16 protein-coding genes and 1 tRNA gene are annotated in these 19,253 nt (G+C 73.2%); 14 read left to right on the plus strand and 3 right to left on the minus strand.

Features of this window, described 5'->3' with window-relative positions; all coding sequences use genetic code 11:
• Nucleotides 1-51 precede the first annotated feature (51 nt).
• The 6 genes from metG (at nucleotide 52) to ACIA8O_RS24110 (ending at nucleotide 7,328) form a co-directional block, all read left to right on the plus strand.
• On the plus strand, nucleotides 52-1,671 hold the full coding sequence (metG, locus tag ACIA8O_RS24085) for a methionine--tRNA ligase (protein WP_396296001.1): 1,620 nt from the start codon (nucleotides 52-54) through the stop codon (nucleotides 1,669-1,671).
• Entirely contained in the window at nucleotides 1,671-2,540 is an 870-nt protein-coding gene (locus ACIA8O_RS24090) for a TatD family hydrolase (protein WP_396296002.1), read from the plus strand. The genes metG and ACIA8O_RS24090 overlap by 1 nt, the downstream gene beginning before the upstream one ends.
• Nucleotides 2,541-2,560: 20 nt before the next feature.
• On the plus strand, nucleotides 2,561-3,454 hold the full coding sequence (rsmA, locus tag ACIA8O_RS24095; RefSeq protein ID WP_396296003.1) for a 16S rRNA (adenine(1518)-N(6)/adenine(1519)-N(6))-dimethyltransferase RsmA: 894 nt from the start codon (nucleotides 2,561-2,563) through the stop codon (nucleotides 3,452-3,454).
• Nucleotides 3,451-4,371, plus strand: a complete 921-nt coding sequence (locus tag ACIA8O_RS24100) for a 4-(cytidine 5'-diphospho)-2-C-methyl-D-erythritol kinase (protein ID WP_396296004.1) — start codon at nucleotides 3,451-3,453, stop codon at nucleotides 4,369-4,371. Before rsmA ends, ACIA8O_RS24100 begins: the two co-directional genes overlap by 4 nt.
• Before the next feature lie 93 nt (nucleotides 4,372-4,464).
• Entirely contained in the window at nucleotides 4,465-5,454 is a 990-nt protein-coding gene (locus ACIA8O_RS24105) for an aldo/keto reductase (RefSeq protein WP_396296005.1), read from the plus strand.
• Nucleotides 5,455-5,525: 71 nt separating this feature from the next.
• Complete coding sequence (locus tag ACIA8O_RS24110; protein WP_396296006.1) at nucleotides 5,526-7,328, plus strand: ABC-F family ATP-binding cassette domain-containing protein; 1,803 nt, start codon at nucleotides 5,526-5,528, stop codon at nucleotides 7,326-7,328.
• Nucleotides 7,329-7,475: 147 nt separating this feature from the next.
• Here the strand turns inward: ACIA8O_RS24110 and ACIA8O_RS24115 are convergent, their stop codons facing one another.
• Nucleotides 7,476-9,377 carry an FUSC family protein gene (locus tag ACIA8O_RS24115; protein WP_396296007.1) on the minus strand — a complete coding sequence of 634 codons (1,902 nt, stop codon included), beginning with the start codon at nucleotides 9,375-9,377 and terminating at the stop codon, nucleotides 7,476-7,478.
• Between the two features lie 216 nt (nucleotides 9,378-9,593).
• On the opposite strand from ACIA8O_RS24115, the gene ACIA8O_RS24120 reads away from it, so the two are divergent.
• From ACIA8O_RS24120 to ACIA8O_RS24155, 8 genes are all read left to right on the plus strand, one after another.
• Nucleotides 9,594-10,901: an MFS transporter gene (locus tag ACIA8O_RS24120; RefSeq protein WP_396296008.1), complete on the plus strand. Its 1,308-nt coding sequence runs from the start codon at nucleotides 9,594-9,596 to the stop codon at nucleotides 10,899-10,901.
• A gap of 82 nt (nucleotides 10,902-10,983) precedes the next feature.
• Nucleotides 10,984-11,056, plus strand: a tRNA-Thr gene (locus ACIA8O_RS24125).
• A 128-nt stretch (nucleotides 11,057-11,184) separates the two neighbouring features.
• Nucleotides 11,185-11,871: a LuxR C-terminal-related transcriptional regulator gene (locus ACIA8O_RS24130; RefSeq protein ID WP_396296009.1), complete on the plus strand. Its 687-nt coding sequence runs from the start codon at nucleotides 11,185-11,187 to the stop codon at nucleotides 11,869-11,871.
• A 125-nt stretch (nucleotides 11,872-11,996) separates the two neighbouring features.
• On the plus strand, nucleotides 11,997-13,091 hold the full coding sequence (gene galT / locus ACIA8O_RS24135) for a galactose-1-phosphate uridylyltransferase (RefSeq protein ID WP_396296010.1): 1,095 nt from the start codon (nucleotides 11,997-11,999) through the stop codon (nucleotides 13,089-13,091).
• Entirely contained in the window at nucleotides 13,084-14,046 is a 963-nt protein-coding gene (gene galE, locus ACIA8O_RS24140) for a UDP-glucose 4-epimerase GalE (RefSeq protein ID WP_396296011.1), read from the plus strand. The genes galT and galE overlap by 8 nt, the downstream gene beginning before the upstream one ends.
• Nucleotides 14,043-15,173, plus strand: a complete 1,131-nt coding sequence (galK, locus tag ACIA8O_RS24145) for a galactokinase (protein ID WP_396296012.1) — start codon at nucleotides 14,043-14,045, stop codon at nucleotides 15,171-15,173. Before galE ends, galK begins: the two co-directional genes overlap by 4 nt.
• Nucleotides 15,174-15,485: 312 nt before the next feature.
• On the plus strand, nucleotides 15,486-16,352 hold the full coding sequence (locus tag ACIA8O_RS24150) for a LuxR C-terminal-related transcriptional regulator (RefSeq protein WP_396296013.1): 867 nt from the start codon (nucleotides 15,486-15,488) through the stop codon (nucleotides 16,350-16,352).
• 59 nt (nucleotides 16,353-16,411) lie between these two features.
• Nucleotides 16,412-17,947, plus strand: a complete 1,536-nt coding sequence (locus tag ACIA8O_RS24155; RefSeq protein ID WP_396296014.1) for a polysaccharide biosynthesis protein — start codon at nucleotides 16,412-16,414, stop codon at nucleotides 17,945-17,947.
• A gap of 45 nt (nucleotides 17,948-17,992) precedes the next feature.
• Here the strand turns inward: ACIA8O_RS24155 and ACIA8O_RS24160 are convergent, their stop codons facing one another.
• Nucleotides 17,993-18,484, minus strand: coding sequence for a MarR family winged helix-turn-helix transcriptional regulator (locus ACIA8O_RS24160; protein ID WP_396296015.1), 492 nt, complete (start codon nucleotides 18,482-18,484; stop codon nucleotides 17,993-17,995).
• An 80-nt stretch (nucleotides 18,485-18,564) separates the two neighbouring features.
• On the minus strand, nucleotides 18,565-19,167 hold the full coding sequence (locus ACIA8O_RS24165; protein WP_345281154.1) for a TetR/AcrR family transcriptional regulator: 603 nt from the start codon (nucleotides 19,165-19,167) through the stop codon (nucleotides 18,565-18,567).
• Nucleotides 19,168-19,253: the final 86 nt, after the last annotated feature.

The raw sequence follows: 19,253 nt of genomic DNA on the forward strand, positions 1-19,253 counted from the left end.
CCGGCTTTAACGAGTCGAGGGTGGTTCCTTCGCGCCGCTAAGATTTCGGCCATGGCGGCCACTGCAGAGCACAGCACCACCGAGGCACCGAACTCGGCCTACTACGTCACCACCCCGATCTACTACGTGAACGATCGCCCGCACCTGGGCCACGCGTACACCACCGTCGCCGGGGACGTCCTCACCCGCTGGCACCGCCAGCGCGGCGAGAAGGTGTGGTACCTGACCGGTACCGACGAGCACGGCCAGAAGATCATGCGGACGGCGGACGCCAACGGCGTGACCCCGCAGGAGTGGTGCGACCGGCTGGTCGAGCAGGAGTGGAAGCCGCTCTGGCAGCACCTGGACATCGCCAACGACGACTTCATCCGCACCACCCAGAAGCGCCACACCGACCGGGTCCAGGAGTTCGTCCAGGACCTGTTCGACAAGGGCGAGATCTACAAGGGCGGCTACGAGGGCCCGTACTGCGTCGGCTGCGAGGAGTACAAGCTCCCCGGCGAGCTGCTGCCCGGTGCCACCGAGGACGAGAAGCTCTGCCCGGTGCACAAGCGCCCGGTCGAGTGGCTGGAGGAGGAGAACTACTTCTTCCGGCTCTCCGCCTACGGCCCGCAGCTGCTGGAGTTCTACGCGGCCAACCCGGACTTCATCCAGCCGGCCTCGGCCCGCAACGAGGTGCTGCGCTTCGTCGAGCAGGACCTCAAGGACCTGTCGATCTCCCGCTCCACCTTCAACTGGGGCGTCCCGCTGCCCTGGGACGAGAAGCACGTCCTCTACGTCTGGGTGGACGCCCTCCAGAACTACATCACCGCCGCCGGCTACGGCTCCGACCCCGAGCGCTTCGCCGAGCTGTGGCCCGCCTCGGTCCACCTGGTCGGCAAGGACATCCTGCGGTTCCACGCGGTGATCTGGCCCGCCATGCTGATGGCCGCCGGGCTGCCGCTGCCCAAGCGGGTCGTCGCCAACGGCTGGCTGATGGTCGGCGGCGAGAAGATGTCCAAGTCGAACCTGACCGGCATCTCCCCGCAGGACCTGACCTCGCACTTCGGCGTGGACGCCTACCGCTACTACTTCCTGCGGGCCATCCCGTTCGGCACCGACGGCTCGTTCTCCTGGGAGGACTTCTCCGCCCGGTACACCTCCGAGCTGGCCAACGACTTCGGCAACCTGGCCTCCCGGGTGGCGGCCATGGTCGGCAAGTACTTCGAGGGCAAGCTGCCCGCCGCCACGGCGGCCGGCGAGGCCGAAGCGGCCGTCGCGGCCGGGCTGGTGACGGCCACTCAGATCGCCGACCGGAAGATCGGCGAGGAGCTGGACTTCGCGGGCGGCATCGCGGCCGTCTTCGAGTTCATCAAGCAGGTCAACGGCTACCTCACCGAGCAGGAGCCGTGGAAGGTCGCCAAGGACACCTCCGAGGAGGGCCAGGCGCGCCTCGCCACCATCCTCTACACCGCCGCCGAGGCGCTGCGGGCCACCGCCGTCCTGCTCAACCCGCTGATGCCGACCACCGCCCAGAAGCTCTGGGACTCGCTCGGCGCGGAGGAGTCGCTCGGCACCCTCGCCTCGCAGACCATCGCCACCGTCGCGGACTGGGGCCGGCTGCCCGCCGGCGCCACCGTGGTCAAGGGCGAGATCCTGTTCCCCCGCCTGGAAGAGAAGCCCGCAGCCTGATGGCCGACGACCGCTCGACCCCGCCGCCGCTGCCGGCACCGCTCGCGGTGCCGGTGGCCGACTCGCACACCCACCTGGACATGCAGTCCGGCACCCCCGCCGAGGGCCTGGCCAAGGCCGCCTCGGTCGGGGTGACCACGGTCGTGCAGGTCGGCTGCGACGTGCCCGGCTCCCGCTGGGCCGCCGAGCTGGCGGCGGAGTTCGAGCAGGTCCACGCGGCCGCCGCGCTGCACCCCAACGAGGCACCCCGCCTCGTCCTCGGCGACCCCGACGGGTGGTCCGGCCAACGCCGGGCCCCCGGCGGCTCGCCCGCCCTGGAAGCCGCCCTGGCCGAGATCGACGCGCTGGCCGCCCTCCCGCAGGTGCTCGCCGTCGGCGAGACCGGCCTGGACTACTTCCGCACCGGCCCCGAGGGCGTGGACATCCAGAAGGAGTCCTTCCGCCGCCACATCGAGATCGCCAAGCGGCACGGCAAGGCGCTCGTGATCCACGACCGCGACGCCCACGAGGACGTCATCTCCGTCCTCCTGGAGGAGGGCGCCCCCGAGCGGACCGTCTTCCACTGCTACTCCGGCGACGCCGCGATGGCCAAGGTGTGCGCCGAGCACGGCTGGTACCTCTCCTTCGCCGGCCCCGTCACCTTCAAGGCCAACCAGCCCCTGCGCGACGCCCTCGCCGCCACCCCCCTCGACCGCGTCCTGATCGAGACCGACGCCCCCTTCCTCACCCCCCACCCCTACCGCGGCCGCCCCAACGCCCCGTACCTCATCCCCGTCACCCTCCGCTCGATGGCCGAGACCCTCGGCCTGCACGAGGACGAACTCGCCACGGCCATCGCCGCCAACACCGCTCGCGCCTTCGGCTACTGAGCGCCCCTTATCCTTGCCGGGTGAGCAGCACCGAAGAACCCACCGCCCCTGACAACAGCCATCTGCTGGGCGCCGCGGACATCCGCGAGCTGGCCGCCGCCTTCGGGGTGAAGCCGACCAAGCAGCGCGGGCAGAACTTCGTCATCGACGGGAACACCGTGCGGCGGATCGTCCGGGCGGGCGGGGTGACGGCCGAGGACGCGGTGGTGGAGGTCGGGCCCGGGTTGGGCTCGCTGACGCTGGCGCTGCTGGAAGTGGCGGAGCACGTCACGGCGGTGGAGATCGACCCGTTGCTGGCGCAGCACCTGCCGACGACCGTCGCGGCCCGGATGCCGGAGCGGGCGGACCGCTTCGACCTGGTGCTGAGCGACGCGATGGAGGTCACCGAGCTGCCGGGCCCGCCGCCCACCGCGCTGGTGGCGAACCTGCCCTACAACGTGGCCGTGCCGGTGCTGCTGCACATGCTGGCCACCTTCCCGAGCATCGAGCGCACCCTGGTGATGGTGCAGAGCGAGGTCGCCGACCGCCTGGCCGCCAAGCCGGGGAACAAGGTCTACGGCGTCCCCTCGGTGAAGGCCAACTGGTACGCGGACGTGAAGCGGGCCGGTGCCATCGGCCGCAACGTCTTCTGGCCCGCGCCCAACGTCGACTCCGGTCTGGTCTCGCTGATCCGCCGCGAGCCGCCGAAGACCACCGCCACCCGGCAGGAGGTCTTCGCGGTGGTGGACGCGGCCTTCGCGCAGCGCCGCAAGACCCTGCGGGCCGCGCTGGCCGGCTGGGCCGGTTCGCCGGCCGCCGCCGAGGAGGCGCTGCGGGGGGCGGGCATCGACCACACCCTGCGCGGCGAGATGCTGACGGTGGAACAGTTCGCGGCGATCGCCGAGCACAAGCCGAAGGCCGAGGCGGCCCAGTGATCACCGTACGGGTCCCCGCCAAGGTCAACGTGCAGCTGGGTGTGGGCGGTCTGCGCCCCGACGGCTTCCACGACCTGGCCAACGTGTTCTTCGCGGTCGCCCTCGGCGACCTGGTGACGGCCCGTCAGGGCGAGGGCGTCACGCTGACCTGCGAGGGCCCCGGTTCGGACCAGGTGCCGCTGGACGACAGCAACCTGGCCGCCCGGGCGGCGTACGCGCTGGCCGCCCACCACGGCATCGAGGCGAACGTCGCGCTGCACATCGAGAAGGCCATCCCGGTGGCCGGCGGCATGGCCGGCGGCAGCGCCGACGGGGCCGCCGCGCTGGTGGCCTGCGACGCGCTGTGGGGCCTGGGGACGCCCGCCGAGGTGCTGCACGAGCTGGCCGCCGAGCTGGGCTCGGACGTGCCGTTCGCACTGCTCGGCGGGGTCGCGCTGGGCCGGGGGCGGGGCGAGATCCTGACCCCGCTGCTGGTGACGGGCACCTTCCACTGGGTCTTCGCGGTGGCGGACGGCGGTCTCTCCACCCCGGCCGTGTTCCGCGAGTGCGACCGTCTGCGGGCCGAGGCCGGTACGGGGTTCACCGAGGACGAGGTGACCACCCCCGACGCCGACCCGGCGCTGCTGGCCGCGCTGGCCGGGGGCGACCCGACGGCGCTGGCCGAGGCGCTGGCCAACGACCTCCAGGCCGCCGCCGTCTCGCTGTGCCCGTCCCTGGCGGACACCCTGCGGGTGGGCACCGAGGCGGGTGCGCTGGCCGCGCTGGTCTCCGGCTCCGGCCCGACCACGGCCTTCCTGGTGAAGGACGCCGAGTCCGCCGAGACGGTGGCGCAGGCGCTCCGGGCGTCGGGCACCTGCCGGGCCGCGCACGTCACCCACGGCCCGGTGCCGGGCGCGGCGGTCCAGACCTCTGCTTGACCTCCGCCTGTTGACCTGGAGCGCGCTCCAGATTCCAGACTCGTTCCCACGGGCCCGCAGCTGACGGGCCGTGAGAACGGGGAGAGCTCCGCCATGCGCTACCGCACCATCGGCACCGACCCGCAGCACCGTCGCGAGGTCAGCGTCCTCAGCCTGGGCGCGATGCTGTTCGGCACCCGTACCGACGAGGCCACCGCCTTCGCGGTGCTGGACCGGTTCGTCGAGGCCGGCGGCACCTTCGTCGACACCGCCAACAACTACGCCTACTGGCTGGACGGCAGCCGGGGCGGTGCCAGCGAGCGGGTGCTCGGCAACTGGCGGCGCAGCCGCGGCATCACCGACGAGGTGGTGATCGCCACCAAGCTGGGCGCCCGCCCGAAGGCGGCCGGCACCGGGTACGTGGAGAACCGCGAGGGCCTGTCGGCGGCGGCGATCCGGCAGGAGGCGGAGGAGAGCCGGCAGCGGCTCGGGGTGGAGAAGCTGGACCTGCTCTACGCCCACGTCCAGGACCCGACGGTGGAGCTCGCCGAGACGGTCGGCGCCTTCGGCGAGCTGGTGGCGGAGGGCACGGTCGGCCTGCTGGGCGTCAGCAACCACTGGTCCTGGCAGGTGGAGCGGGCCCGCAACCTGGCGGCCGGGGCGGGGCTGGCCGGGTACGAGGTGCTCCAGTACAGCCACAGCTACTTCCGCCGCCGGGCCGACCGGCCCAGCCCACTCTCGCCGGACGGTGACGCGGGCGTGGTGGTCGGCGACCTGCTCTCCTACCTGCGGGCCAACCCGGAGCTGGCGATGGTCGCCTACTCCCCGCTGTTGGGCGGCAGCTACGGCAACGAGGCGGCCAAGCCGCTGGACCAGGCCTTCGACCACGCCGGCACCCGGGCCCGGAGCGCGGTGCTGGACCAGGTGGCCAAGGAGACCGGTGCGACCCACAACCAGGTGGTGCTGTCCTGGCTGCTCGGCGGCGAGCTCCCGGTGATCCCGCTGACCGGCGCCTCCTCGGTGGCCCAGTTGGACGAGAGCCTGGCGGCCCTCGACCTGGAGCTGACGGAGGATCAGCGGGCCGAGCTGGACGCCGCCCACTGAGGGGCCCTCGACTACGCTGGACCGGCCCGGGGAGCATTTCCCGGGCCCATCTAGCTCAGGAGCGCGCAGCAGTGGCCGTCAACCTCGCCACCATCGAGTCCGTCAGCAAGGTCTACGGCACCCGGGCCCTGCTCGACGGGGTCAGCCTCGGCGTCAGCGAGGGCGACCGGATCGGCGTCGTCGGCCGCAACGGTGACGGCAAGACCACCCTGATCCGGATGCTGGCCAAGCTGGAGGAGCCGGACAGCGGCCGGATCACCCACTCCGGCGGCCTGCAGATGGCGGTCCTCACCCAGCACGACTCGCTGGACCCGAAGGCCACCATCCGGCACGAGGTGATCGCTGACCGGGCCGACCACGAGTGGCTCGGCGACGCGCGCATCCGCGACATCATCCAGGGCCTGTTCGGCGGCCTGGACCTGCCCGGCTTCGCCGACGGCCTGGACACCGTGATCGGCCCGCTCTCCGGTGGCGAGCGCCGCCGGATCGCGCTGGCCCAGCTGCTGCTCGGCGAGCACGACCTGATCGTCCTCGACGAGCCCACCAACCACCTGGACGTCGAGGGCATCGCCTGGCTCGCCCAGCACCTGCAGAACCGCCGCTCCGCGCTGGTCTGCGTCACCCACGACCGCTGGTTCCTGGACCAGGTCTGCACCCGGATGTGGGACGTCCAGCGCGGTGAGGTCCGCGAGTACGAGGGCGGCTACTCCGACTACGTCTTCGCCCGCGCCGAGCGCTCCCGGATCGAGGCCACCGAGGAGCAGAAGCGGCAGAACCTGGCCCGCAAGGAGCTCGCCTGGCTGCGTCGCGGTGCCCCCGCCCGCACCTCCAAGCCCCGCTACCGGATCGAGGCGGCCAACGCCTTGATCGCCGACGTGCCGGAGCCCCGCGACAAGAGCGAGCTGATGAAGTTCGCCAACGCGCGCCTCGGCCGCACGGTCTTCGAGCTGGAGAACGTGACGGTCAAGGCCGGCCCCAAGCTGCTGCTGGAGAACCTCACCTGGAACCTCGGCCCCGGCGACCGGATCGGCCTGCTCGGCGTCAACGGCGCCGGCAAGACCTCGCTGCTGCGCGCCATGCAGGCCGCGTACGCGACCGAGGGCGACGTGCAGCCCGCCTCGGGCGTCATCAAGGTCGGCAAGACGGTCCGGCTGGCGTACCTCTCGCAGGAGATCGCCGAGCTGGACCCGGCCACCCGGGTGCTCCAGGCCGTCGAGCAGGTGCGGGGCCGGGTCGACCTGGGCAAGGGCCGGGAGATGAGCGCCGGTCAGCTCTGCGAGCAGTTCGGCTTCGGCAAGGACAAGCAGTGGACCCCGGTCGGCGACCTGTCCGGTGGTGAGCGGCGCCGTCTGCAGCTGCTCCGGCTGCTGATGGACGAGCCCAACGTGCTCTTCCTCGACGAGCCCACCAACGACCTCGACATCGAGACCCTCAACCAGCTGGAGGACCTCCTCGACGGCTGGCCCGGCTCGATGATCGTGATCTCCCACGACCGCTTCTTCATCGAGCGCACCACCGACACCGTGCACGCGCTGCTCGGTGACCAGCGGCTGCGGATGCTCCCCAACGGCGTCGACGAGTACCTGGAGCGGCGCACCCGGATGGCCGAGCAGGCCGCCGCCGCCTCGGCCGTCCAGGCCCCGGTGGCCGCCGCCAAGCCGGCGGGGGACACCCGGGCGGCCAAGAAGGAGATGCAGAAGCTGGAGCGCCAGATCGCCAAGCTGGACCAGCAGGAGTCCAAGCTGCACACCCAACTGGCCGAGCACGCCGCCGACTTCTCCAAGGTCGCCGAGCTGGACGCGCAGCTGCGCAAGGTCCGCGAGGACAAGGAGGAGCTGGAGATGGCCTGGCTGGAGCTCGCCGAAGAGGTCTGAGCAAGGGGTTCGGCCGGGCAGCGACCCCAGGGGCGCGAGGAACTGCGCGAGTCCGGAAGGCGGCTCACCTGCAACTGAGGCTCCGTCAACCAGTTGCAGGTGCTGCCGTTCCCCTGCGCGCAGTTCCCCGCGCCCCTGGTGTGACCACTACCCGCGCCCCTGAAGCAGCGCGTCCAGTTCGTTGGCCGCGCGGGCCAAGGCGCTGAGCGCGGGGTCGTGCGGCGCAGTCGGCCGTTCGGCCAGGCCGCCCGGGGGGCGGTGGTGGCGGGCGGCGGCGGTGAGGCGGTCGAGGGCGTCGAAGACGCGGGCCGCCTCCGTGAGGTCGGGGGCCCGGCCGCCGTAGCGGATCTGGGCGCCGTACGCGGCCACCGCGCCGGAGAGCCGTTCCAGGGCGGCGGTGGCCGGCAGCCACTGGGCGGCCAGGCGTCCGTTCGGCGGTGGTTCGGTGAGCCCGTGCTGGACCTCCTGCCGGGCGTCGGCCAGGGCCCGGTACGCGGTGCGCCGCAGCCAGACCTCGGCCACCGGCGGCCCGTCGTCCACCACCGAGGCCAGGTAGGCCCGGACGGCGGTGGCGGCCGCGACCAGCCGGGGTTCGATCCGGTGCTGCGGCCGTTCGGGCCAGAGCAGGTAGCCGAAGACCAGCACGATCGCACTGGCCAGCGCGGTGTCCAGGACCCGGGGCCAGAGCTCCTCGGTGCCCGGCTCGCCGCCGAACTGCACCAGGATCAGCGCCATCGGCGTCATCACCGCCGCGTTCAGCCCGTAGTGCACGCCCAGGGAGTAGGGCAGCAGCGCGACGCAGAGCGCGGCGATCGCCGCCAGCGCCCACTCGGACGAGGTCAGCGAGAGCAGTCCGGCCGTGACCGCGACGCCCAGCACGGTGCCGACCGAGCGGCTGACGGCCCGTTGGAAGACCGATCCCAGGTCCGGCTTGAGCACGAAGGCCACCGTCATCGGCACCCAGTAGCCCCGGCTGAGCGGTACCCCGGCGGTGAGCAGCGAGGCCACCGCGATGCAGAGCGCCACCCGCAGCCCGTACCGGACCGAGGCGGGGGAGAGCAGCCCGGCCCGCAGCCGCCACGGGTCCGGGGGAGGGGCGGGTGCGGTGCCCAGGACCACGGGCCGGCCGGCCACCGCGTCGGTGAGGTCGCGCAGGGCGGCGTCCAGGGCGCGCAGTGACGGGGTGCCGGGCTCCCAGTCCGGGTACCCGGGCGGCGGGGCGTCGCCGAGCACGGCGGCGGCCAGCCGCCCCGGCAGTCCGGCCACCTCGGCGGGCACCGGCCGCCAGGCCCAGAGCAGGCCGCTGGCGGTCTCGGTGACGGCGAGGGTCGCCTCGTACAGGGTGCGCAGGCGCCGTACCCGCTCCGGTTCCTGACGGCCCGTCCGGGCGGGCGGGAGCAGGTCCTGGAGCTGGTTGAGCCGGGCGGTGAGGACCTGGCGGGAGTCGGCCCCGCGTGGGGTGCCGAGGTCGGCGAGGGTGGTGCCGAGGGCGGTGAAGGCGGCGGCCAGGGCGCGGCGGCGCGGGTCCGCGGCGGGGCGGGACGGGTGGTGGAGGGCACCGAGCAGCACCACGAACGCGGCGCCCACCAGCATGGTCGGGGCGGCGGCCCACCACGGGGTGGCGAGCGGCATCCCGGCGCCGAGGGTGGCCGAGACCAGCAGCAGCATCCCGGCGCCGGAGCCGCGCGGGCCGGTCGCGCTCAGGGCGCCGGAGGCGAAGGCCAGCAGGGTCAGGACCACGGCGGCCAGTGCGGTGGAGGCGTCGAAGTGCTGCAGCGCGGCGCCGGCCAGCATCCCCAGCGCGGAGGCCCCCACCGCCCCGGCGATCCTCGGCACCCGCAGCCCGGCCGGCTCGTCCCGGTCGTTCATGGTCGCGTGCATCGCCCCGAGCCCGGCGTACACCCCGAGGTCCAGCCGCCCGGTCACCAGCCCGAGCGCCAACGGGGTCCCCATCCCCGCCGCCCCGCGCACCATCAGCCCCCACGGCACCGGCGGCCGCCCCGCCCTGGCCGCATGGGCCCACCACGAGACCGACACCTGCTCACGCACGACGCCAGCCTATGGGTTACCCCAGGAGCATCGGTCACCCCGGGGGCGCGAGGAACTGCGCGAATCGGAAGGCGGCTCACCTGCAACTTATGCACCGTCAGCCAGTTGCACGCGCTGCCGCTCCCCCACGCGCAGTTCCTCGCGCCCCCGGCATGACCATCTATCACCCGGTTGCCCGATGGCCGTCGGTGTCACGGTCCCGCCAGGGTGGTGTCCATGACGCCCACTCAGGCCCCCGCGCTGCGCCGGGTCGCCGCCGCCGCGCTGGTCGGCACCACGATCGAGTTCTACGACTTCTTCATCTACGGCACCGCCGCCGCCCTCGTCTTCGGCCAGGTCTTCTTCCCCGGCCTCGGCACCACCGGCTCCCTGCTCGCCGCCTTCTCCGTCTACGCGGTCGCCTTCCTGGCCCGCCCGGTCGGGGCGGTGCTGTTCGGCCACTACGGCGACCGCCTCGGCCGCAAGACCACCCTGGTCGGTTCGCTCCTCCTGATGGGGGTCTCCACCGCCCTGGTGGGGCTGCTGCCCGGGTACGGGGCGTGGGGGATGTGGGCGCCGGCGCTGCTGGTGGTGCTGAGGTTCTGTCAGGGGATCGGCCTGGGCGGGGAGTGGGGCGGGGCCGCGCTGCTGCTGGCCGAGCACGCGCCGAGCGGGCGCCGCGGCCGGTACGGCGGGTACCTCCAACTCGGGCCCTGCGCCGGGTTCTTCCTCGCCAACGCGGTCTTCCTGCTGCTCTCCGAGGGCCTGAGCCGCGAGGCGTTCCTGGCCTGGGGCTGGCGGGTGCCGTTCCTGGCCTCCGCCGTGCTGGTGGCGTTCGGGCTGTTCGTCCGGTTGAAGGTGGCGGAGTCGCCGCTCTTCGCCGAGCAGCCGGAGCGCCCCCGGGTGCCGGTGGTGGAGCTGCTGCGCGGGCACGGCCGGGAGGTGGTGCTCGGCGGGCTGTCGATCATGGTGGGCTACACGGTCTTCTACCTGACCACCACCTACGCCCTGGCCCACGCCACCGTGGACCTGGGGCTGGCCAGCGGGATGGTCCTGGGGGCGCTGCTGACCGGGACGGCGGCGAAGGCCGGCACGGTCTGGCTGAGCGCGGGGTGGGGGGACCGGTACGGGCGGCGGCTGACGCTGCTGGTCTCGACGGCGCTCACCGCGGGCTGGTCGCTGCTGCTCTTCCCGCTGCTGGAGACGCGGAGCCCGGCGCTGGTGGCGGTGGCGCTGATCGGGTCGATGGCGGTGCTGGGTCTGCACTTCGGGCCGATCGCCTCCTACTTGCCGGAGCTGTTCCCGACCCGGCTGCGGTACACGGGGGTGGCGCTGAGCTACAACCTCGGCGGGGTGGTCGGCGGGGCGACGGCGCCGCTGGTCGCGACCCGGCTGACGGCGGAGTACGGGACGGCCGTCCCGGTGGGGTGGTACGCCGCGGGGATGGGCGTGGTGTCGCTGCTCGCGCTCCGGGCGCTGCCCGAGACCAGGGGGCGCGACCTCGCGACGGTGCGCCCCGGGAAGCTCGTGGCCGAGGCCGGCTGAGCGGATTTCACATGCGGGGCGATCACCGTGTAATGTCTTCCTCGTTCGACCGGCCCGGTCAGAAGGAAACGAAGACCGGCAAGCCCCTATAGCTCAGTCGGTAGAGCGTCTCCATGGTAAGGAGAAGGTCTGCGGTTCGATTCCGCATGGGGGCTCGGACAGGAAGACCCCCGCCTCACGGCGGGGGTCTTCTTCGTTTTCCCGGGGCTCCGAGGCCGCCCGCACTCTGGCGGGCCGGGGCCGGATGCGCTGTGATGGTGCGTCAATGGACTGGGAGGGCGCCATGGGCGTTCGGCTCGTGGTGGTCGACGACCACCGGCTGCTCGCCGAGGCACTGGCCTCGGCCCTGCAGCTGCGTGGGCACCGGGTGCTGGCGATCGGCTCGCCGGCCCGGTCGGTGTGCGAGCTGGTGACGGCGCGGCGCCCGGAGGTCTGTCTGGTCGGGGTGGCGGGCCCGGGGGGCCCGGACGCCTTCGAGCCGGTGCGGCGACTGCGGCGGGACAGACCGGAGATCGCCGTGGTGGTGCTCGGTCCGGTGGGTGAACCCGGGCGGGTGGCGGCCGCGTTCGCGGCGGGCGCCGCGGGGTACGTCCGCAGCGACGAACGGATCGAGGTGGTCGAGCGGGCCATCGCCCGGGTGCGGGCGGGGGAGGCGGCGGTCGCGGTCGAGGTGCTCCAGGGGGCGTTCGAGCGGCTGCTGCGGCCGGTGGCGGAGCCGGACGACGACGCGGTGCGGCTGCTGCGGGCGCTGACGCGTCGTGAGGTCCAGGTGCTGCTGCGGATCGCCGAGGGGCAGGACACCGGCGCCATCGCGGACGGCATGGGGATCGCCCCCAGCACGGCCCGTACCCACGTCCAGCGGGTCCTGATGAAGCTCGGCGCCCGTACTCGCCTGGAGGCCACGGCCACGGCGGCCCGCACGGGGCTGCTCGACCGGATCACGGGTCCCGGAGCACCTGCGACTTCCTGACGTTCCCTCGGTCGTTCGACCGCCTTTCCCCTGCGCGCGGTTCCTCGCGCCCCGGCATCACCGCCTTCCGTCGTCGACTGCCCCGGCCTGTTGACTCTTGTTGGAATCTGTTCGACCATGTTGCCGTGCAGAAGACCACCACCAAGCTTGCCGACGGCCGTGAGCTGATCTACTTCGACGCGGACGGCACCGCCGCCGATCGGAACTACAGCGACCTGCGTCCGCTGGAGCCCACCACCGCGCTCTCCGAGATCCGCCGCGACCCGGTCACCGGCGACCACGTGACGGTCGCCGCGCACCGCCAGGGCCGCACCTACCACCCGCCGGCCGACGAGTGCCCGCTCTGTCCGTCCAGGGACGGGCGGCTGAGCGAGGTGCCCGCGCCGGAGTACCAGGTGGCGGTGTTCGAGAACCGCTTCCCGTCCTTGGCCCTGGGGGCCGCCGAGCACGTGGCCACCGACCGGACCGCGTTCCACGAGACGGTGCCCGGGGCGGGCCGCTGCGAGGTGGTCTGCTTCACCCCGGAGCACGACGCCTCCTTCGCGAGCCTCACCGAGCAGAAGGCCCGGCTGGTGCTGGACGCCTGGACGGACCGGACGGCCGAGCTCTCCGCGCTGCCCGGGATCGAGCAGGTCTACTGCTTCGAGAACCGGGGCGTGGAGATCGGCGTGACGCTGGCCCACCCGCACGGCCAGGTGTACGCCTTCCCGTTCGTCACCCCGCGCACCGTCAAGACGGCCGCCGCCGCCACCGCGCACCGCGCCGCCACCGGCCGCAACCTCTTCGAGGACCTGATCGCCGATCAGCTCGCCCACCCCGAACGGGTGGTGCTCGCGGGCGAGCACTGGACGGCCTTCGTCCCGTTCGCGGCCCGCTGGCCGTACGAGGTGCACCTCTACCCCAACCGCCGCACACCGGACCTGACCGGTCTCGACGAGGCCCAGCGGGCCGAGTTCCCCGGGATCTACCTGGAACTGCTGCGCCGCTTCGACCGTCTCTTCGACACGGACGCGCCGACTCCGTACATCTCCGCCTGGCACCAGGCACCGGCCGGACACCGGGACGAGCTGGCACTGCATCTGGAGCTCTTCACGATCCGTCGTACGGTAGGCAAGCTCAAGTTCCTGGCCGGGACCGAATCCGGTATGGACGCTTTCATGAACGACGTGTCGCCGGAACAGGCGGCACACCGCCTGCGGGAGGTCGCAACACATGGGTAAGTACCTGGTCACGGGTGGCGCCGGATACGTCGGCAGCGTGGTCGGCGCGCACCTGCTGGAGGCCGGTCACCAGGTGACCGTGCTCGACGACCTCTCCACCGGTTTCCTGGAGGGCGTCCCGGCCGGTGCCGAGTTCGTCCGGGGCCGGATCCAGGACGCGGCCGAGGTGCTGGACTCCTCCTACGACGGCGTGCTGCACTTCGCCGCCTCCTCGCAGGTCGGCGAGTCGGTCGCGGACCCGGAGAAGTACTGGCGCAACAACGTGGCCGGCTCGCTGGAGCTGGTCAGCGCGATGCGCAAGGCCGGGGTCCGCAAGCTGGTCTTCTCCTCCACCGCCGCCACCTACGGCGAGCCGACCGAGGTCCCGATCAAGGAGACCGCCGCCACCGCGCCGACCAACGCCTACGGCGCCACCAAGCTGGCGGTGGACCACCTGATCACCAGCGAGGCGATCGCCCACGGCCTGGCCGCGGTCTCGCTGCGCTACTTCAACGTGGCCGGGGCGTACGGCGCGTACGGCGAGCGGCACGACCCCGAGTCGCACCTGATCCCGCTGGTCTTCCAGGCCGCGCTGGGCCAGCGCCCGCACATCGCGGTGTTCGGCGAGGACTACCCGACCCCGGACGGCACCTGCGTCCGCGACTACATCCACGTCGCCGACCTGGCCGAGGCCCACCTGCTGGCGATCGCCGCCGCCAAGCCCGGCGAGCACCTGATCTGCAACCTCGGCAACGGCAGCGGCTTCTCGGTCCGCGAGGTGATCGAGTCCGTGAAGCGCGTCACCGGCCGGGAGATCCCGGTCGTGGTCGCCGACCGCCGCCCCGGCGACCCGGCCGTCCTGGTCGCCTCCGCCACCCGTGCGCACGAGGCGCTCGGCTGGACCCCCCGCCGCCCGGAGCTGGACGAGATCGTCCGCGACGCCTGGCAGTTCACCCTGGAGAAGAAGCAGGCATGACCGATTTCCAGTCCGTCCACGGAGCCGCCCCGACCGGGGTCTGGGCGGCCCCCGGCCGCGTCAACCTGATCGGCGAGCACACCGACTACAACGACGGGTTCGTGCTCCCGATCGCCCTCCCGCACGCCGCCAAGGCGGCCGTGCGGCTGCGCACCGACGGCCTGCTCCGGCTCTGGAGCGAGCAGGGCGACGGTCAGGTGACCGAGCTGGAGGTCGAGGGGCTCGCCCCCGGCTCCGTGGAGGGCTGGGCCAAGTACCCGGCCGGCGTGGTCTGGGCGCTGCGCGAGGCGGGCTACCTGGTCGGCGGCGCCGACTTCTGGTTCGACAGCGACGTGCCCGGCGGGGCGGGCCTCTCCTCCTCCGCCGCACTGGAGTGCGTGGTCGCCACCGCCTACCGGGACCTGTACGACCTGCCGCTGGGCAACGCCGACCTGGCGCAGCTCGCCCAGTACGCCGAGAACGCCTTCGTCGGCGTCCCGTGCGGCGTGATGGACCAGATGGCCTCGATGTGCTGCTCCGAGGGCAACGCCCTGGTGCTGGACACCCGGGACCTGACGCAGCGCCAGGTCCCGCTGGACCTGGCCGCCCGCGGGCTGCGCCTGCTGGTGATCGACACCCGGGTCAAGCACGACCTGGCCGACGGCGCCTACGCCGAGCTGCGGGCCGGCTGCGAGAAGGCCGCCGAACTGCTCGGCCTGGCCGCCCTGCGGGACCTCGCGCCGGAGGACCTGGCCGACGCACTGGACCGGCTGCCGGACGAGCTGGCCCCGCTGGTCGCCCACGTGGTGACCGAGGACGCCCGGGTCGAGCAGGCCGTCGCACTGCTGGACGCGGGCGAGTTCGCCGGGCTCGGCCCGGTGCTGACGGCGGGTCACGCCTCGCTGCGCGACGACTACCGGGTCTCCTGCCCGGAGACCGACCTGGCCGTCTCGGCCGCGGTCGAGGCCGGCGCGCTCGGCGCCCGGATGACCGGCGGCGGCTTCGGCGGCTCGGTCATCGCCCTGGTCGGCGAGCAGGAGCTGGCGGCCGTCGAGGCAGCCGTGCGGGCCGCCTTCGAGGCGGCCGGGTACGCCGAACCGCGCACCTTCACCGCCGTCCCCTCGGCAGGCGCCCGCCGCCTGTCCTGACCCAGGCAGCACCCGGCTCGCGAAAGTGGCCACCCCGGGGGCGCGAGGAACTGCGCGCTGTGGAAAGGCAGCACCTGCAACTGGCCGACGGCGATGCAGTTGCAGGTGAGCCGCCTCCCGAAGCGCGCAGTTCCCCGCGCCCCCGGGGTAACCACCTACGTTCCCCGCGCCCCCGGGGTAACCACGTACGTTCGCCGCGCAACGCCCCCGTGCCCCACGGAACTTCACGAAACCCCCACCGACCCGCCCCCCACTTCCGTACGCTGAGTCCGGTACCGGTGGGGGTCGGCACCTGAGCAGGGGGGTACGACGATGGGGCGGGTTCGCGTCCTGGTGGTCGACGACCACCGCATCTTCGCCGAGGCACTGGCGGCCACCCTGGCCGCCGAGCCCGATGTCGAGGTAGGTGTGGCCGGCAGTGCGGCCGGGGCGGAGCGCGCCCTGGAGCGGGCGGCCGCCGAGAGGCGTCCCTTCGACGTCATCCTGGTCGACGCCGACCTCGGCGCCGCCGCCCGGCGGTCGCGCCAGCCGGCGGAGCCGGAGGCCCCGCCGGGCCACGCCCCGGTACCCCGGAGGCCGCCGGGGTCACAGCCCCTCGCCGTGGTGCCCCGCCCCGCCGCCGGCCCCGCGCCGGACGGACTGCTGTTGCTGGCCCGGGCCGGCCGGAGCCATCCGGAGCTGCGGGCCGTGGTGCTGGCCACCGAGGACGATCCGCGCCGTGCGGTCCGGGCCCTGCAGGCCGGCGCCGGCGGCTGGGTCGCCAAGGACAGTTCCCTGCCGCGTCTGATGGCCGTGATCCGCGGCGTCCTGCGCGGTGAGACGCATCTCCCGCCGACCCTGCTCACCGGCGTGGTACGGGAGTTGACCGCCGCCCGGCGCGACCGGACGGAGAGCGAACGGCTGGTGGAGACACTGACTCCGCGCGAGGAGGAGGTGCTCCGCTGCATGGTCGCCGGTCTCGGCCGGCAGGCCGTAGCGGAGCGGCTCTACCTCTCCCCGCACACCGTCCGCACCCACATGCAGAACGTGCTCGGCAAGCTCGGGGTGCACTCCACCCTGGCCGCCGTGGCCGTGGCCCGGCGGGCGGGCGTCAGCCCGTCCGAACCGTCCGGGCCTCCCCAGCGCACCACACCATCCACCCCAACCGTCGCCTCGACCGCAGGCCCCGGCGCCGGCTGACCGGCCCCCCAATGCCCCAGGTACCGACTCCGTCAGGTCAGGGAATCCGGAGGACACCCATGTCGCCGTACAGCAATGCCGCACGCCTGAATCCGCTCGACCCGTCATCAGGGGACGGCGGGCAGGGTCTGCGTACGATCGTGGTCGGGGCCGGCGCGGCCGGTTCCGCGCTGGTCCGTGACCTGGGCCGGACGCCCGAGTTCGGGCTGGTCCCGGTCGGACTGCTCGACGACGACCCGCTGAAGGCGGGCGAACTGGTCGGCGGCGTCCCGGTGTTGGGCACGCTGACCGAGCTCACCGAGCTGGCCGTGGAGAGCAAGGCACAGGTCGTGGTGCTGGCCATCCCCGGGCTGGCCCACCAGAAGGTCCGCGCGCTGGCCACCGCCGCCGCGGCGGCCGGAGCGGCCGTCCGCTACCTGCCGTCCTTCCTGGCGGCGCTGCGCCGCGAGGTGGTCGGTTCCGACCTGCGCTCGCTGGACGTGAACCGGCTGATCGGCCGTCACGAGGTGCACGTGGTCTCCTCCGACGTCCGTGCCGTGATCGAGGGCAAGCGGGTCCTGGTGACCGGCGCCGGCGGCTCGATCGGCAGCGAACTCTGCCGCCAGGTCCACGCGTTCGGCCCGTCCGAGCTCTACATGCTGGACCACGACGAGTCCAACCTGCACCGGCTCCAGTTGGAGATCTGGGGCGAGGCGCTGCTCACCGACGACTCGCTGGTGATCGCCGACATCCGGGACCGGCCGCGGATCCAGCAGATCTTCCGCGACCTGCGCCCCGAGGTGGTCTTCCACGCCGCCGCGCACAAGCACCTGCCGCTGCTGGAGCGCCACCCCAGCGAGGCGGTGAAGTCCAACGTGCTCGGCACCGACAACCTGGTGGAGGCCGCGCTGGCCACCGGTGTGGAGCGGTTCGTGCTGATCTCCACCGACAAGGCGGCCGACCCGACCTCGGTGCTGGGCGCCTCCAAGCGGCTGGCCGAGCTGATCGTCCAGGCCAACGCCCGGGACGCCCGCAACCTCGGCACCGGCGTCTTCTCTGCCGTCCGCTTCGGGAACGTGCTGGGCTCGCGCGGCTCGCTCCTGTCGGTGCTGGCCGAACAGCTGCGCAGCGGCGGCCCGGTGACCATCACCCACCCCGACGTGACCCGCTTCTTCATGACCATCGAGGAGGCCGTCGGCCTGGTCCTGGAGGCCGGCCGGATGGCGCACGGCGGCGAGGTCTTCGTGCTCGACATGGGCGAGCCGGTCCGGATCGTCGACCTGGTGCACAACTTCGCCCGCCAGGTGCAGCTGGAGGCGGAGGAGGTGGAGATCCGCTACACCGGCCTGCGGGCCGGGGAGAAGCTCAACGAGGCGCTGTTCTCCGAGGGCGAGGAGCGGCTGCCCACCGCGCACTCCCGGATCTACGCCACGGTGGCCGACCACTCGGCCGGCCCGGAGGACCTGGCGGGCTCCCTGACGGCGCTGTACGCGGCGGCCGCGGGCAACTCCGACGCGGAGGTGCGCCGCCAGCTGGGGGCCATCCTGCCGGGCTACACCACCCCGGAGCCCCAGCCCGTCCCGGCGCTCAGCACGCCCTACCCGGACGGCTTCTGACGGTACGGAGCGGTCGGCCCGTCGGCGGCTTCCGCCGACGGGCCGTCAGGCCCGGTCGAAGGGGGCGATCAGCAGGCGCAGCAGGGTGGCCAGCTCGGACCGCTGGGGCCCGGTCAGCTCGGCCAGCAGGGCCCGCTCGTGGGCCAGCAGCCCGGCCAGCGCCTGGTCCGCCCGGTCCTGCCCGTCCTCGGTGAGCCGCACCAGCACGCCGCGCCGGTCGTCCGGGTCGGGCAGCCGGACCACCAGGCCCTTGCCGGTCAGCCGGTCGATCCGGTTGGTCATGGTGCCGGAGGTCACCAGGGTCTGGGTGAGCAGCTGCCCGGGGGAGAGCTGGTACGGCGAACCGGCCCGGCGCAGCGCGGTGAGGACGTCGAACTCCCAGGGCTCCAGACCGTGCTCGGCGAAGGCCGTCCGGCGGGCCCGGTCCAGGTGCCGGGCGAGCCGGCTGACCCGGCTGAGCACCTCGAGCGGTTCCACGTCGAGGTCGGGGCGCTCTCGGCGCCATGCAGCGACCAGCCGGTCGACCTCGTCCTCCATGTGGATCAGTGTATCCACGGGTGTGTCGATATAAAGCCTCTTGACGTCAAGACTTCGGACACCCTCAGGTCAGCCGGAGGTCACAGCTGCCGGTCGCCGACCAGCTTGGGGTGCCGCTCCAGGCCCTCCAGCCCGTGCCAGGCCAGGTTCACCAGGTGGGCCGCGACCTCGGCCTTCCCGGGCTTGCGCACCTCCAGCCACCACTGGCCGGTGAGGGCCACCATGCCCACCAGCATCTGCGAGTACATCGGGGCGAGCCGGGCGTCGAAGCCCCGGGACTTGAACTCCAGGCCCAGGATGTCCTCGACCTGGGTGGCGATGTCGCTGATCAGCGAGGCGAAGGAGCCGGTGGACTGGGCCACCGGGGAGTCCCGGACCAGGATCTTGAAGCCGTCGGTCGAGGTGTCGATGTAGTCCATCAGCGCGAACGCGGCCTGCTCCAGCAGCTCCCGGGAGTGCCCCCCGGTCAGCGCGCCGGTGACCATGTCCAGCAGCAGCTGCATCTCGCGGTCGACCACCACCGCGTAGAGCCCCTCCTTGCCGCCGAAGTGCTCGTACACCACCGGCTTGGAGACCCCGGCCCGCTCGGCGATCTCCTCCACCGAGGTGCCGTCGTAGCCGCGCTCGGCGAAGACCGTCCGGCCGATGTCCAGCAGCTGCTCGCGGCGCTGCTTGCCGGTCATCCGGACCCGGCCGCCCTTGCCGTTGCGGGCGGGGGCCGGCCGGGCCGGTGCGGTGCGGGCCTGGGCGGTGCGGGCGGCGGGAGCGG

It is taken from the genome of Kitasatospora sp. NPDC051853 (assembly GCF_044452665.1).
Classification (GTDB): domain Bacteria; phylum Actinomycetota; class Actinomycetes; order Streptomycetales; family Streptomycetaceae; genus Kitasatospora.